Origin of the sequence: Pseudoalteromonas sp. NZS100_1, from assembly GCF_015864285.1 — a bacterium.
Lineage (GTDB): Bacteria > Pseudomonadota > Gammaproteobacteria > Enterobacterales > Alteromonadaceae > Pseudoalteromonas > Pseudoalteromonas arctica.
This window is the reverse complement of sequence record NZ_JADYXN010000006.1, coordinates 164,214-180,443: the sequence shown is the minus strand read 5'-3', so window position 1 is coordinate 180,443 and position 16,230 is coordinate 164,214. Positions and strand designations below refer to the sequence as shown.

Here is a 16,230-nt window from a genome sequence, read left to right as displayed (position 1 = left end):
AGGTGCCGAAGCACCTTTTTTAATAAAATATCAATTAATGCGGTCTAATTAATACGTAACAGTATGGGCATCTTTGAGATATTGAAATAACTCTTTATAACCTTTACCCGGCTTTTCAGCTTTCGCTTCTTTTGCCGCATTACGAACCAATTGACGCATTTGCTGACGATCAAGAGACGGAAACTGTTCAATAGTCTCATTGATAAGGTCATCACCTTGTTCAATTAGGTCTGAACGTAATTGCTCAATTTTTTTGACCAATACTTCAGCTTGGTTATTTTTATTAAGCATTACATCGATAATCGCTCTAATAGCGTCAATGTTTTCTACAGTACGCAACGTTTTAGCGATGTAGTTTAAGTGACGGCGGTACGCGTCACTTTTATTACTTATTTTATCAGCAACAACCATTGCCGCTTTTAAATCGTCATTTAATGGCAGGCGTTCGCGCTGTTTTTTACCCATTTTGGCAATTTCAGTACCTAACTGATGAAACTCTTGCGCTTCGCGCTTAAGCTCCGTTCTTGATACATATTCAATTTCTTCTTCAATTTCAGCAGGCTTGCCTTTTTTCTTTGCCATGGGGTGCTCTTAAATAAAAATAACTTTTGCCATTATACATGAATATGATACTTAGGAATATTAGCTGATGTGATGCATTGAGTGTGTTAGCATTTAAATATAAGAAATGCGTGCATTATGCCTCTAAGGCTCAGGACTTAATTTATGAAAAGCCAACAAAACGATCCAATTTATTCTCAAATATCGCAAGTTAAAGATGCGGTAGCAGAAGTACTCGAACATGCCAAAAAATTAGGCGCAACAGCTGCAGAAGCGGCTATGTCTAGCACGTCTGGTTTATCGGTTAGTACACGAATGGGTGAAGTAGAAACCATTGAGTTTAACCAAGACGGCGGCTTAGGCATTAGTGTATATGTTGGTAATAATAAAGGCTCAGCATCGACAGCTGATTTAAATCCAAAAACATTGCGCATGGTAGTCGAAAAAGCGATTGATATAGCCAAATTTACATCGGATGACCCATTTAACGGCGTTGCTGATAAAGAATTGCTTGAATTTAATCCTAAAGATTTAGATTTATACCATCCTTGGGATGTAAGCCCTGAAGAAGGTATTGAGCTTTGTCATGCTGCTGAGCAAGCTGCATTAAACGCAGATGAGCGCATTGTTAACTCTGATGGTGCGAGTTTTTCATCTCACCAAGGATTACGTGTTTATGGTAACAGCCATGGTTTGATAACTGGCTTTCCACGCACTCGTCATAGCATTAGTACTATGGTAATTGGTCAAGATGGCGAGCAGATGCAACGCGACTCTGCTTATACTGTTGCCCGCGACCAAGCGGGTTTAAATGACGCAGCGGCAGTTGGGCTTGAAGCAGCAGCTGAAACATTGGCTAAATTAAATAGCCAAAAGTTAGGCACAATGAAAGTGCCTGTTATTTTTAGAGCCGATATTGCAAATTCATTATTTGGTCACTTAGTGTCGGCAATTGGTGGTGGTGCGCTTTATCGTAAATCAAGTTTTTTACTTGATAGCTTAGGCACACAAGTATTTAGTAATTGTGTGAATATTGCCGAGCGCCCACATATTTTAAAAGGGTTGGCGTCGTCACCGTTTGATAGCGAAGGCGTTAAAACATTCGATAGGGAAATTATTCAAGGCGGCGAGCTACAAACTTATTTATTAGCAAGTTATGCCGCGCGTAAAATGAATATGACCCCAACAGGGCATGCTGGCGGTATACATAACTGGCTTGTTGAGCAAACTCATAACGATTTAACTGCACTATTAAAAACGATGGGCACCGGCTTATTAGTTACAGAGCTAATGGGGCAGGGCGTAAATACCGTAACGGGTGATTACTCTCGTGGTGCTGCTGGTTTTTGGGTTGAAAATGGTGAAATCCAATATCCTGTAAGCGAAATTACCATTGCTGGTAATTTAAAAGATATGTTTAAAGGCATATCTGCTATTGGTGGTGACATCGAACGCCGTGGTGGTATTCAAACTGGCTCAGTATTAATAGAGCAAATGCAAATAGCCGGCGCGTAGTATTAATACGCAGTGTATACTTAGACCTAGAGTATTATCTCTGGGTCTAAGTGAGCTTTTACGAGGTGTAAAATGGCTAAAGATAGATATGCACCAAAACCGCTAACCGATATTATGGCGGGGTTAAATAATCGTTTATCAGCTTATGCAGGCAAAAGCCAAGCACTTGATACACAGCAAACCCTATTAAAAGATTTTTTGGGTCCTAAGTTGGGTGATAAATGCCGAGTCAGTAATTACCGAGACGGCACGCTAATGATAGAGGCTGTATCTGCACCTATCGCGCTTAGACTTAATTATTTGAAAATGGATATGCTTTCACATTTTAGAGCTGCCGGAATGGCAGAGCTCGGGCAAATAAAAATAACTGCAAATCCTCAAGCAACTCAGAGATTAAGCACAGCGAATAAGTCGGGCAGTCCTGCAGTTACCAACTCACGTAAAATGAGTGAGCAAACAGCGGATTACTTAAACGCGATAGCATCTTCTGCACCCCCTTCTTTAAAAGAAAAACTAGAGCGTTTAGCGCTTCACGGAAAAAATAAAAGTAAGTCTTAACTACCCACCATCTTGTTATTGGTGGGGCTAATTTGGCAGCTCACCGCATTCAAAATACTTTGTTACATATTCCATTTTATTGTTGGCTTAATGAGGTTTATGATGCTGCGTGGGCTTTATATTGATCGAAAGCTCTTTGATACCCATTCCATTAAGTAAAAGCGTGTAGGCAGTGCTATTTTTACTCCTGCTATATTCAAGAATTTAATGGAGTTGGTATGTGATACCAACCTGCATAAGTCTTTGATCAATTTAACGAATTAAATTGCACTATAACGTCGTTAAAAATTTTTTATTTAGAGCAACTAGATACAAAAACTTTTGCCTGGTTCTAGCGTAATTTTCTTAACGTTAAATAGACCCCATATATAAGCAGATTGGTATGATTCAATTCTAACTAACAAACGGAATAATTATGAATAAAGTAACAATGGCTGCTGCAAGTATCGCACTTGCGCTTGGCTTGGTAGGTTGTGGTGAAAAACAACAAGAAACAAAAGTAACCGACACTCCAGTAGTAACAGCACCCGCTGAAAAACCACTAGAGCTTGGTATTGAATTAGCTAATATGGATAGTTCAGTACGCGCACAAGACGATTTTTACTACCATGTAAATGGTCAGTGGTTAGCTAAAACTGAAATACCAGGTGATAAATCTAACTACGGTTCTTTTTCGCAGTTATATGATGAGTCGCAAAAAGCGATGAAAATAGCCCTTGAAAGTGCAGCTGCAAACAAAGCCGCTAAAAAAGGCAGTGATGAGTATAAAATTGGTGCATTTTATAAAAGCTATATGAATAAAGATGCGCGTAATGAGCTAGGTATTACGCCATTACAACCGTCATTAGATACAATTGATAGCGTTAAATCTAAAGCTGATTTAGTGGGTTTAATGGCTAAAATTCAAAAACAAGGCGGTACTTTACCGTTTGGTTGGTTTGTAAATAACGATGCTAAAAACTCAAGTGAGTATGCATTGTATTTATCTCAGTCGGGTCTTGGTTTACCAGATCGTGACTATTACTTAAAAGATGACGAAAAATTCACTAAAATTCGCGCTTCTTACGAGCAATACATCACTGATGTTTTAGCTAAGTCAGGCGTTAAAAATGCAGCAGAAGCTGCTAAGAGCGTACTTGCATTTGAAAAAACACTAGCTGATGCTCAATGGAGCCGTGTGCAAAGCCGTGATGCAACTAAATCTTATAACAAGATGACAGTAGCAGATGCAAGCAAGTTGATGGGTGACCTTGATTTAGCTGCATTCTTTAAAGATGCAGGCGTGAGTGCAAGTGACATTATTGTACGTCAACCAAGCTACTTAGAAGCACTTGCTACTATTTACAAAGACACTGATTTAGCGACGTGGAAAAACTACTTAAAATTTCATTTTGTAAGTGGTTATGCAGAGCTACTTAGTGAAGATTTAGTTAACCTTAACTTTGACTTTTACAGCACAACACTTCGTGGCGTAGAAGAACAAGCACCTCTTTGGAAGCAAGCGGTTGATGCATCTAACAGTGTACTTGGTGAAATATTAGGTAAGGTATACGTTAAAGATAACTTCCCGCCAGAAGCAAAAGCACGCATGGAAGAATTAGTTGATAACGTAATTAAAGGTTACGGTGTTGCTATTGAAAATCTTGAGTGGATGAGCCCTGAAACAAAGCTTGCAGCGAAAGAAAAACTAGACAAATTTACACCTAAAATTGGTTACCCAGACACGTGGAAAGATTACTCAGAGCTGGATATTAACTCAGATGAGCTAGTAGGTAACTACATTCGTTATAGCGAATGGGCATACGCAGACATGATTGCTAAATTGGGTAAACCAGTTGATCGCTCTGAGTGGCACATGACTCCGCAAACAGTAAATGCGTATTACAATCCAGTAAACAACGAAATTGTATTTCCAGCAGCTATTTTACAACCGCCATTCTTTAATTTAGAAGCGGATGATGCTGTAAACTACGGCGCAATTGGTGCAGTAATTGGGCATGAGCTTGGTCATGGTTTTGACGACCAAGGTGCTAAATACGACGGTGATGGCAACTTACGTAACTGGTGGAGTGAGACTGACCTTAAGCAATTTGAAGAGCGTACAGCGGCTTTAGTTGCACAGTATAACGAATATAAACCGTTTGAAGATGCAAGTGTTAATGGCGAGCTAACGCTTGGCGAAAACATTGGTGACTTAGGTGGCTTAACGGTTGCGCATAAAGCGTATATGCTGTCTTTAGGTGATAAAAAATCACCAGTGATTGATGGTTACACAGGCGATCAACGCTTCTTTATGGGTTGGTCACAAATTTGGCGTCGTAACTATCGCGATGAAGAGTTACGTAATCGTTTATTAACAGACCCTCATTCACCAAGTCACTACCGTGTAATCGGTATCTTGTCGAATATGCCTGAGTTTTACGAAGCGTTTGACGTAAAAGAAGGTGATAAAATGTATATCAAACCAGAAGATCGCGTAAAAATTTGGTAATTTACTAAATAGACTGATTTAAAGTTAATAAAAAACCAGTAAGTTTTTAGCTTACTGGTTTTTTTGTATCTTGAATTTGTAAATAACCTGAACTATGGATAATAAATCTACCTCAAGCAGCTATTTTCAGCGCTAACTGCGTTGAATTTACTTGCAATAGGCCAGCTATTGACGCGTAAATTCGCCTTGTTTTCACTAAAAATCTCTGACTAGAGAAAATAAATTTAAATATCACCATGATTCAATACGTTAATAAATCTCTTAACCAGAGTTCAGGTTAAATAAGCTTTAGCTCATTAAGTATTGGTGCATCCATTTTTTGTTACTGAGTATGTTTTTATAAAGCGCGAGTTGGTTTTGTGCTCGCTCTAAATTATGCTCTGCATGAGCCACTTTAAAGTACACATCGTTATTTAGGTAATCAGTTAAAAAGCGCACACTTAACATGAGCGGCATTATTTTAGCGCCTAGCAGCAGGCTTTCTTGTTCTTTTGTACTCATGCTACTTTTTAATGGCGTTACATAGCCTTTAACAATGGCTGAAAATATATCTTTTCGAATAATAACGTTGTGTAAGTTTGTTGAATCCTCGGCTTCGGGGGAGCAGAAAGTGCGTACCATGTCGCCAAAATCATAAAGCCTAAATCCCGCCATGCAGGTATCTAAATCAATCACTGCTTTTGCTTTGTGAGTTGCACTACAAAACAGCATATTATTTATTTTTGTATCGTTATGACACACTCTAAGTGGTATCTGCTTAGCTATACTACTAAGCTCGGTAATTAAATGCTGCTGCGATAAGCAATATTCTATTTCGTCAGCGCAGTGCTTTACTCTATTTACAGAGTTATTTGTGATTGCGGTATTTAATTGCTCAAAGCGCATCGCTAAGTTATGAAAATCAGGGATTACAATATGTAGTTGTTGTGCATCAAAATCTTGTAATGCATGGGCGAATACGCCAAAGGCGTAAGCCGCTTGCTCGCTCTGTTGCGCATTTTTAACAACGTCTTCGCTGTAACTGTCACTAATATAGCTAAGGACGCGATAATGCGCGCTATCAATTTCTATTAAGTGTTCGTTGTTTTGTATGGCTATATGCTTAACTGTTTCAAGGGGGTAGTTGCTTTGTAGTTGTTTGGTATTTAAATGCTGCTCAATTAGTTTTGCATTACTTACTAACTGAGCAGGGTATTTAAATACCTCAGTATTAAGTTTTTGCACAATAAACTGTTTATCAATACACGTAAGTAGCCATGTACTATTTATATGGCCGCTACCAATCACACTAACTTGAGTTAACTCAGGATTTAATGCTAATTGTTCGCTTAGCTTATTTTGTATTGAGATGTTCATTGTGCTCACTTAATTATGCGTATCGGGCTACTATTTTCTCGATAATTTCAGCATTAGCTTCAGGAAAATCATAATTTTCTAATTCACTAATTGCTACCCATTCACTAGGTTGTCCTTCAGCGCCATGTGCTTCACCGCTAAAGTTACTCACTACGTGCACATCTAATTTAACGCACTTATCGCCGTAGTCATGTTCAATCACCATAAGTTGGCTAGAGCTGTGAATTGTTAATCCAACTTCTTCAATAAGCTCGCGTTTAAGTGCAACAAAAACACTTTCACCTGCTTCTACTTTGCCACCAGGAAATTCCCATAAACCGCCTTGATGTTGTTCATCTGCGCGTTTACAAATGAATATAGCGTTATTTTTCTTAATAACACCAACAGCTACATGTACAATTTCTATAGTCATTACTTTAAAACTCCATAAAAAAAAGCGACGCTAGCGCCGCTTTTTAATAAGCTAATAACAATACTGGGCTATTTTAATTTACCGCAACATTGTTTGAATTTTTGACCTGATTTACAAGGACAAGGGTCATTACGACCTACTTTTGGTTCTGTACGAGCCATTACAGTAGCTGTTTCTGGTGCTGGCGCTTCGCCACCTACTTGCTCAGCTTCTTCATGTTGGTATTCGCGAGGAGCATTTTCACTTTTACGGTGTTGCTCTTCTACTTTTTCAACATCTTCTTCTGCGCGTACTTGTACTTTACTTAGGATGCTTACAACATCTACTTTCAAGTTTTCAAGCATTTCAGAAAACAGCTCAAACGATTCACGCTTATACTCTTGCTTAGGATTCTTTTGCGCGTAACCACGTAAATGAATACCTTGACGTAAGTGATCCATAGCAGCAAGGTGATCTTTCCAATGCTGATCAAGACTTTGTAGCATAATCGCTTTTTCGAATTGACGTAAAACAGAATCGCCAACTTGCTCTTCTTTTTGCTTGTATGACTGCTCAACCGCATGCTCAATACGCTCACGAAGTTTTTCTTCGTATAGTTTATTGTCATCTGCTAACCACTGAGTGATTGGCAACTCAAGTAAGAAGTCTTGTTTTAAACGCTCTTCAAGGCCAGGAATATCCCACATTTCAGCAAGGCTTTGTGGTGCAATGTATTGATCAATTACACTAGCAAGAACATCACCACGAATTGCTGTGATAGTCTCTGAAATATCGCCTTCTTCAAGTAGCTCATTACGTTGAGAGTAAACAACGCGACGTTGATCGTTTGCTACATCATCGTACTCAAGCAATTGCTTACGAACATCAAAGTTACGTGCTTCTACTTTACGCTGTGCATTTTCAATCGCACGGTTTACCCATGGATGTTCAATTGCTTCACCGCGTTGCATACCTAGTTTACGCATCATATTAGTCATGCGTTCACCAGCGAAGATACGCATTAGTGCATCGTCCATCGATAGGTAGAAACGACTAGAACCGGCGTCACCTTGACGACCAGAACGACCACGTAATTGGTTATCTATACGACGAGATTCGTGACGTTCAGTACCAATGATATGTAAACCGCCAGCATCAATTACCGCATCATGGCGAATTTTCCAAGCAGCTTTAATTTCAGCAATTTGCTCAGCAGTTGGGTTTTCAAGTTTTTCAACTTCACTGTTCCAGTTACCACCTAACACGATATCGGTACCACGACCGGCCATGTTGGTTGCAATTGTTACCGTACCTGGTAGGCCAGCATCTGAAACGATATCAGCTTCTTGCGCATGAAATTTGGCATTAAGCACGTTGTGCTTAATTTTTTCTTTGCGTAAATACTGTGATAAATACTCAGAGCTTTCGATTGAAATAGTACCTACAAGCACGGGTTGTCCGCGGTCCTGACAGTCTTTAATATCAATTAAAATAGCTTCGTATTTTTCTTCTTGCGTTAGGTAAACTAAGTCGGCGCGATCATCACGAACCATCGGCTTATTAGTTGGCATAACAACCGTATCTAGGCCGTAGATAGATTGAAACTCAAAAGCTTCAGTATCGGCAGTACCTGTCATACCAGCTAGCGTTTCGTATAAACGGAAGTAGTTTTGGAATGTAATAGACGCTAATGTTTGGTTTTCGTTTTGAATATTTACACCTTCTTTAGCTTCAACAGCTTGGTGTAAACCTTCTGACCAACGACGACCTTCCATTGAACGACCAGTATGCTCATCGATAATGATTACTTCGTTTTCTTTTACAACGTAATCAACATCTTTTTGGTATAGCTTGTGAGCACGAAGAGCAGCATAAACATGGCTTAGTAGCGTAATGCTAGCTGCTGAATAAAGCGAATCGCCTTCTTCAATTAAGCCGCGCTCAGTAAGTAGCTCTTCTACTTTAATTTGACCACGTTCTGTTAAATGAACTTGCTTAGACTTTTCATCAATAGTGTAATCGCCGTCGCCTTCAATACCTTCTTCGTCTTCTTTTTCTTGAAGCTCAAGTAAAGGAACGATGGTGTTTATTTCAGTGTATAGCTCAGAGCTATCCTCAGCTGGGCCTGAAATAATAAGCGGAGTACGCGCTTCATCAATTAAGATTGAATCCACTTCATCGACTACAGCATAAAATAATGGACGTTGTACACGCTCATCAATGCTAAAGGCCATGTTGTCACGAAGGTAGTCAAAACCAAATTCGTTATTAGTACCGTATGTAATGTCAGCAGTATAAGCTAGCTTCTTCTGCTGTGGCATCATACCAGGTACGTTACAGCCTACAGTAAGGCCTAAAAATTCAAATAACGCACGGTTGGTTTCAGCATCACGCTTAGCAAGGTAGTCATTCACGGTAATTACGTGGACGCCTTTACCTGTTAAGCCGTTTAAGTAAGCGGGTAGGGTAGCTGTTAGTGTTTTACCTTCACCGGTACGCATTTCTGCAATGCGACCTTGATGTAAAACCATACCACCTAATAACTGCACGTCGAAATGACGCATGCCATTTACACGCTTTGACGCTTCACGTACCACAGCAAAAGCTTCAGGTAGAATGTCGTCAAGGCTTTGTCCGTTATCGTAACGTTCTCTAAACTCAGCTGTTTTAGCTCTTAAATCTTCATCAGAAAGCGCTTCAAGTTGCGCTTCTAGCGCGTTTACTAGCGCGACCGTCTTTCTTAAGTTTTTAATAGTGCGGTCATTGCGACTACCAAAAAGCTTGGTAAATAAATTAGATATCATGATAAAACCGTTACAATGTATTCTTTGTTAGCCGAGTATCGGCTAACCCATTTTTAACAATTGGTAATTAATATGTGCTTTTAAGTAACACTTAGAACATATTAATTAGCAATTTTGTATTAAACCGTTCAAAAAGAACTGTTTAATACGTGCGCTACTATACCAGACTCTGGCAAACAACAAACTATCTCAATAAAAAGATCTGTGTATAAAATCGAAAAATTTGATCTGGTTCGTAAAAATAACTTTGTATTACTCAATTACAGTAAAAATAGCAGCGAACTGTAAAGATATGGTGCTAAATAAATTAAAAACAAGGGTTATAGTTGTGCTTAAGTTTTGCACTTAAACACAGCTATAAAATGAGTATTTTTATAATTTAAATTGATTAACCGTTTTGTTAAGCGCCGCCGCTAAATCACTTAAATCACGAGCTTCGTCAGCGAGCGTATGCGCATGATCAGCGGTGCTGTTCACTAGGTTATTAATTGCCGAAAGGCTCGTATTAATATCTTCAGCAACAACTGTTTGCTCCTCAGTTGAGGTGGCTATTTGATGGCTTTGGTCTTGTACTTTAGTAACCGATTGCGCAATGTTGTGCAAAGAGCTAAGTACTTCTTTAGTTTGAAGCACTGAACCCTCGGTTTGGTCTTGCCCTTGTTGCATCATAACCGAGGCTTGCTGGGCTATTTGCTGCAAGCGCGAAATCATATTGCGAATATCGTCTGTTGATTCTTGTGTGCGACTTGCTAGTGAGCGTACTTCATCCGCAACAACGGCAAAGCCTCGACCGTGTTCGCCAGCTCGTGCTGCCTCTATAGCGGCATTAAGTGCAAGTAAATTGGTTTGATCGGCAATTGAGTTAATTACATCGACTAATGCACCAATGTTATTACTTTCCTGTTCAAGGCCTGCAACCACTTTAGATGCTTCACCAATATGTAGCGCAAGTTCAGTCATTACTTTTTGTGCTTGTGTAGAGCGGCTAGCACCTTCTGCAGTGATTGCTTGTACTTCTTCAGCTGCGTTATTTGTATGTTGTGCATTACGTGATATTTCAAGCACAGTAGTCGCCATTTCAGTTACCGCGGCGCTGACGCTATCAACTTGCTGCTTCTCTTGCTGAATTTCAGAATTAGTTTGCTCAGAAACATGTCTTAGCTGAGCTGCTGCATTACTTAGCTGTTCTGCTTGCGCTGCGGTTTCTAGCATCATGGCGCGTAATTTGTCAATAAAAGTGTTCATATGATTGGCCAGCTGTCCCACTTCATCTTGGCTATCAATATCAATTTTTTGAGTAAGATCGCCTTCGCCCGATGCTATATCACGCATAATGTGTGTAAGCGTTGTAATGGGTTTTGAAATCATATGGGTAGCCCATAAAATCATGGCTAATATAATAATTAAGATAATAATTACTGCAGTTGTTGTTGCGGTTACTGCGGCATTTACTGGCGCTTCAATCATACTAGTTGGAATAAGTAAGCCTACATACCAATCTATATAAGGCTGCTCTAACTGCAGACGATGGTAAACCACATAAAACTGCTCGCCTTTAAAAGTAACCATTTGGCTGCCTTTAAGGTTATTTCGCATTTGTGTGTTTAACTCTTTAAAGCCTGCGGTATCTGTAAATTGTTGTTCAAGCGCATCGAGTCCTTCTTTACCGTTTGCACCTTCATCTGTAATTGAAAGTTTGTGTCCAGTGGCTTTTGAAAAGTGAACTACTTTTTGATTTCCATCGAGTAAAAATCCATAACCTTGGCCGTTAAAGCGAATATTTTCGACCATGTCGTTAATTTTGTTTAGTTGTAAATCAACACCGCCCATACCAATGAGTTTACGCTGTGCGTTATAAACAGGTTGTTGTACTACTGCAGATGCTACGCCTGTGGTTAAATCAACAGAGATTGGACCTACATAAAGTTTGTTAACTTGCATGGCTTCTTGCCACCAACCACGCTTGTAGGCGTAATAAGGCTGGCCGTTGTAGTGACTTGTACGTTCATTTTCTTTAAAGTATTCACCGGTGGTTGCTGAGGCAAAAAAGGCCGATAAAATGTTTTCGTCGTTTGAGCTTAAACGCACAAAATCTTGGTTTACTTCGTTGTAACCAGGCGCACTTTCAAGTGCTTGATCGCGAGTATCCCAATTTTCAAAAAAGTTGATTAAATGCGGGTTATTAACAAAGGTTGATACCATTTTACCGTACATTGCAAAGTAGCTTTGCATTGAAAGTTGCTCGGTCTGTAGATAACTTTGCGCTTCGTTCTCTATATTTTCTCGGGAGAGATTGGCAATATGTTTAACAAAAAATGTTGATGCGATAATTAGTAAAACGGTAATTGTTCCACCAATCAATAATAATATTTTCTTCCGTAATGATAAATTATTTAGCATGAGTGCACGTATTTTTATTATTTATGAAATTATATCTAATCATATATTACTGAAAATCTCTATAAAGTTAGATAAAAAGCACTAATTATGCGTTTAAAATGAAGGGTTATGCAAAAAATGGAAATTAAAGCTAATAAATTAGTAGTATTAGGTGCAGGTTGGTTAGGGCATGCTTTATGCGTAAGTGCGCAAAAAGCTGATTGGCAAGTACAAGGAACGCATAGAACAGATATACACGAGTTTGATTTTGAGCGTCAGTTTACACTTGAAGATGGGCAATTAAGACATCAAGTTGATTTACAAAATGCTTATTGGGTATGTGCTATTCCACCACGTAGCAGGGACAGTGAAAGTAATTATCCTGAAACACTCACCGCAGCGCTTAAGCTCTCAAAGGAGTTAAACGCAAAGGGCTTTTTATTATGCTCATCAACCGGGGTATACGATCAAGAGCCTGGTGTATATAGCGAAAGTTGCGATATTTCATGCACAAACGAGCGCCAAATAAAGCTCTATGAGGCAGAAGAGCAAGTACTTGAGCAAGACGGGAAAGTGCTGCGTTTAGCTGGATTACTAGGGCCTAATAGAGAACCGGGTCGTTTTGTGGCAGGCAAAGAGCTTAATACATCAAGTGAGCAAGTAGTAAATATGGTGCATCAACAAGATGTAATTAATGCTGTTTTTGCGGTGATAGAGCACTGGCAAGTAGGGCAAAGTATTTATAATGTAGTTAACCCTGCGCATCCAACAAAAGCTGAATATTACGCATTAAAGTGTGCAGAACATGGTGGTGATTTACCACGCTTTACCAGTAATGATAAAGCTGAGCGCAAAGTTATTGGCTCAGCTATTGAGGCGTTAGGTTTTACTTACCAGTATGGTATTTAATATGCTGAAGGTAGGGGACTGCACTTAATAAAGTCGCATAACTTACCCTCACTTAGTAATGTATTGGCAGCTTCTATATCAGGTGCAAAGTAGCGGTCTTTATCGTAATAACTAACATGTTCGCGTAATAATGCTTTGGCGCTTTGCACTTTATTTGATGGTTCAAGCGGCTTTCTAAATTCTAGCCCTTGAACCGACGCTAACCATTCAATAGCTAAAACACCTTGGGTATTATTGGCCATTTCACCCAAACGCCTTGCTGCAAAGGTTGCCATAGAGACATGATCTTCTTGATTTGCCGATGTTGGCAAGCTATCGACTGACGCCGGGTGTGCTAATGATTTGTTTTCTGACGCAAGCGCAGCAGCGGTAACTTGAGCAATCATAAATCCTGAGTTTACGCCGCCATTTTCAACTAAAAATGGCGGTAGTTTAGACAGGTTTGAATCGATAAGTAATGCAATTCGCCTCTCTGCTAATGCACCAATTTCGGCAATAGCAATAGCGAGGTTGTCAGCTGCCATTGCCACTGGCTCTGCATGAAAATTTCCGCCCGATATTATGTCGCCTACATCAGCAAACACTAATGGATTATCGGTTACACCGTTTGACTCGCATAGCAATACTTCTGCGGCTTGGCGTATTTGCGTAAGGCAAGCACCTAATACTTGAGGTTGGCAGCGCAAGCAGTAAGGGTCTTGTACTTTTTCACAATTAACATGGGAGTCACTAATTTGGGAGTGCGTATCGAGCAGCTCTCTAAATACTTGCGCGGTGTCTATTTGTCCGCGCTGACCGCGAATTTCATGAATGCGCGCATCAAACGGAGCACGACTGCCCATTGCGGCTTCTATGCTTATAGAGCCAATAACACAGCTTTGTGCATATAAATCTTCCGCTCTAAATAGCCCTTGTAATGCAAACGCCGTAGACGCTTGTGTGCCGTTTAACAAAGCTAAGCCTTCTTTTGCTGCAAGGGTAAGGGGCTCAAGCCCTGCTATTTTTAGCCCTTGTGCTGCGCTAATTATTTTTCCTTTATGTCGCATTTGGCCTTCAGCTAATAAAGGTAGACACATATGTGCAAGGGGGGCTAAATCGCCCGATGCTCCCACAGAGCCTTTTTTAGGCACGCATGGATATACTTCGCTACTAAGTAGTTGCATAAAAAATTGGATTACCTGCAGGCGAATACCCGAGTAGCCACGCGAAAGCGAGTTAGCTTTTAAGGTGATCATTAACCTTACTGTGCTGTCATCCATGTATTCGCCAATGCCTGCAGCGTGCGAAAGAACAATGGAGCGCTGTAATAATTCAAGTTCGTCGTCGGCTATTTTGGTATTAGCTAATAACCCAAAGCCGGTGTTAATCCCGTATACGGTACGATGCTCATTAATAACGTTTTGAACGGTTTGTGCGCTTGCTGCTATTTGTGACTCGGCATGCTTTACAAGGCTTAACTTTACCGGTGAATTATTAATTTTTCTCAGTGTGTTTAAATCAAGTGAGCCTGGCGTGAGAGTAAGTTCGAACATAATCATTCCTTGTCTAACATTGGTAAGTCTAAATTTTGCTCTTTAGCGCAGTTTTTTGCTGTGTCGTATCCAGCATCAGCATGGCGCATTACGCCCGTTGCAGGGTCGTTCCACAGTACGCGAGCAATACGCTCTTTAGCTTCATCTGTTCCGTCTGCAACAATAACCACACCAGAGTGTTGGCTAAAGCCCATACCTACACCGCCGCCATGATGAAGTGACACCCAAGTAGCGCCACTTGCGGTATTAAGCAGTGCGTTGAGTAATGGCCAGTCCGATACCGCATCTGAGCCATCTTTCATGCTTTCGGTTTCACGGTTAGGGCTGGCAACGGAGCCAGAGTCGAGGTGGTCACGACCAATAACGATAGGGGCTTTAAGTTCGCCATTTTTAACCATTTCGTTAAAAGCCAGTGCAAGGCGTGCTCTATCCTTTAGTCCAACCCAGCAAATACGTGCTGGCAGGCCTTGAAATTGAATACGTTCACGCGCCATATCAAGCCAATTATGTAAATGTGCGTCATCAGGAATGAGCTCTTTTACTTTTGCATCGGTTTTATAAATATCTTCTGGATCGCCCGATAAAGCAACCCATCTAAATGGGCCAATACCTTCACAAAATAAAGGGCGAATATAGGCGGGTACAAACCCAGGAAAATCAAACGCGTTGGTAACGCCCTCGTCAAACGCCATTTGGCGAATATTATTGCCATAGTCTGTTGTTGCTGCCCCCGCTTTTTGCAGCGCCAACATCGCTTTAACTTGAACTGCCATTGATTGTTTAGCCGCTTTTACTACAGCTGTTGGATCTTGCTCACGCATTTCTGCTGCGTGCTCCATGGTCCAACCTTGTGGCAAGTATCCATTGAGAGGATCGTGAGCTGATGTTTGATCTGTAACTACATCTGGGGTAATACCTGTTTTAACGAGTGTGCTAAATACATCGGCAGCGTTACCAAGTAAACCCACTGAGAGGGCCTCACCTTTTATGCATGCATTGGTTATTAATTGCAATGCATGTTCAAGATCTGTTGCTTTTACATCAACGTAGCCTGTTTTTATACGAAAATCGATACGGCTTTCATCACATTCAACAACAAGTGCACTAAACCCTGCCATTGTAGCGGCAAGCGGTTGTGCGCCGCCCATACCACCAAGGCCACCTGTTAATACCCATTTGCCTTTAGCACTGCCCGAAAAGTGCTGTTTTGCCATAGCTATAAAGGTCTCGTAAGTGCCTTGTACAATGCCTTGCGAGCCAATATAAATCCAAGAGCCTGCCGTCATTTGGCCGTACATCATCAAGCCTTTTTTATCGAGCTCGTTAAAATGTTCCCAATTTGCCCAGTGTGGAACTAGGTTTGAGTTGGCAATAAGTACACGCGGTGCATTACTGTGAGTTTTAAATACACCTACTGGCTTTCCTGATTGTACAAGTAGGGTTTCGTCGCTTTCGAGTCTATCGAGGGTTTCTATAATTTTGTCATAACTTGGCCAATCGCGGGCTGCTCGGCCAATACCACCATATACAACAAGAGCATGAGGATGCTCTGCAACTTCAGGATCTAGATTATTCATTAGCATGCGCTTAGCGGCTTCAGTTTGCCAGCTTTTAGCGCTTATTTTATCGCCATGAGGTGCACGTATTACGCGACTTGTATCGAGTCGGTTGTTCATGTTTTACTCCTGTTGTATATACAAGATGATTTGTTATAAAAAAAACGCAGTAAGCGCA

The 16,230-nt window shown here is 40.5% G+C and carries 11 protein-coding genes; 4 read left to right on the top strand and 7 right to left on the bottom strand.

The annotated features are described in order from the left end of the window. Positions 1-48: 48 nt before the first annotated feature. Entirely contained in the window at positions 49-582 is a 534-nt protein-coding gene (yjgA, locus tag I6F66_RS06420) for a ribosome biogenesis factor YjgA (RefSeq protein ID WP_007582068.1), read from the bottom strand. Positions 583-726: 144 nt separating this feature from the next. Here yjgA and pmbA point away from each other — a divergent pair, with 144 nt between their 5' ends. The 3 genes from pmbA (at position 727) to I6F66_RS06405 (ending at position 5,125) form a co-directional block, all read left to right on the top strand. Then, positions 727-2,076, top strand: coding sequence for a metalloprotease PmbA (gene pmbA / locus I6F66_RS06415; protein WP_007582066.1), 1,350 nt, complete (start codon positions 727-729; stop codon positions 2,074-2,076). A gap of 72 nt (positions 2,077-2,148) precedes the next feature. Further along, the gene (locus I6F66_RS06410; protein ID WP_024589904.1) at positions 2,149-2,634 is read left to right on the top strand and encodes a DUF721 domain-containing protein; all 486 of its coding nucleotides are present in this window, start codon (positions 2,149-2,151) and stop codon (positions 2,632-2,634) included. Positions 2,635-3,049: 415 nt separating this feature from the next. Beyond that, positions 3,050-5,125, top strand: coding sequence for a M13 family metallopeptidase (locus I6F66_RS06405; protein WP_010553817.1), 2,076 nt, complete (start codon positions 3,050-3,052; stop codon positions 5,123-5,125). 288 nt (positions 5,126-5,413) lie between these two features. Here the strand turns inward: I6F66_RS06405 and I6F66_RS06400 are convergent, their stop codons facing one another. From I6F66_RS06400 to I6F66_RS06385, 4 genes are all read right to left on the bottom strand, one after another. Continuing rightward, positions 5,414-6,481: a phosphotransferase enzyme family protein gene (locus I6F66_RS06400; RefSeq protein WP_165728098.1), complete on the bottom strand. Its 1,068-nt coding sequence runs from the start codon at positions 6,479-6,481 to the stop codon at positions 5,414-5,416. A gap of 13 nt (positions 6,482-6,494) precedes the next feature. Continuing rightward, the gene (gene mutT / locus I6F66_RS06395) at positions 6,495-6,893 is read right to left on the bottom strand and encodes an 8-oxo-dGTP diphosphatase MutT (protein ID WP_007582062.1); all 399 of its coding nucleotides are present in this window, start codon (positions 6,891-6,893) and stop codon (positions 6,495-6,497) included. Positions 6,894-6,961: 68 nt separating this feature from the next. After that, positions 6,962-9,676, bottom strand: a complete 2,715-nt coding sequence (gene secA, locus I6F66_RS06390; RefSeq protein WP_197208943.1) for a preprotein translocase subunit SecA — start codon at positions 9,674-9,676, stop codon at positions 6,962-6,964. Positions 9,677-10,048: 372 nt separating this feature from the next. Continuing rightward, the gene (locus I6F66_RS06385) at positions 10,049-12,076 is read right to left on the bottom strand and encodes a methyl-accepting chemotaxis protein (protein ID WP_197208942.1); all 2,028 of its coding nucleotides are present in this window, start codon (positions 12,074-12,076) and stop codon (positions 10,049-10,051) included. 117 nt (positions 12,077-12,193) lie between these two features. Here I6F66_RS06385 and I6F66_RS06380 point away from each other — a divergent pair, with 117 nt between their 5' ends. After that, positions 12,194-12,964, top strand: coding sequence for an NADP-binding protein (locus tag I6F66_RS06380; protein WP_197208949.1), 771 nt, complete (start codon positions 12,194-12,196; stop codon positions 12,962-12,964). Here I6F66_RS06380 and hutH read toward each other — a convergent pair. Both hutH and hutU read right to left on the bottom strand, forming a co-directional pair. Further along, positions 12,961-14,496 carry a histidine ammonia-lyase gene (gene hutH / locus I6F66_RS06375; RefSeq protein WP_197208941.1) on the bottom strand — a complete coding sequence of 512 codons (1,536 nt, stop codon included), beginning with the start codon at positions 14,494-14,496 and terminating at the stop codon, positions 12,961-12,963. The genes I6F66_RS06380 and hutH overlap by 4 nt on opposite strands. 2 nt (positions 14,497-14,498) lie before the next feature. Further along, positions 14,499-16,172 carry a urocanate hydratase gene (gene hutU, locus I6F66_RS06370; RefSeq protein ID WP_197208940.1) on the bottom strand — a complete coding sequence of 558 codons (1,674 nt, stop codon included), beginning with the start codon at positions 16,170-16,172 and terminating at the stop codon, positions 14,499-14,501. Positions 16,173-16,230: the final 58 nt, after the last annotated feature.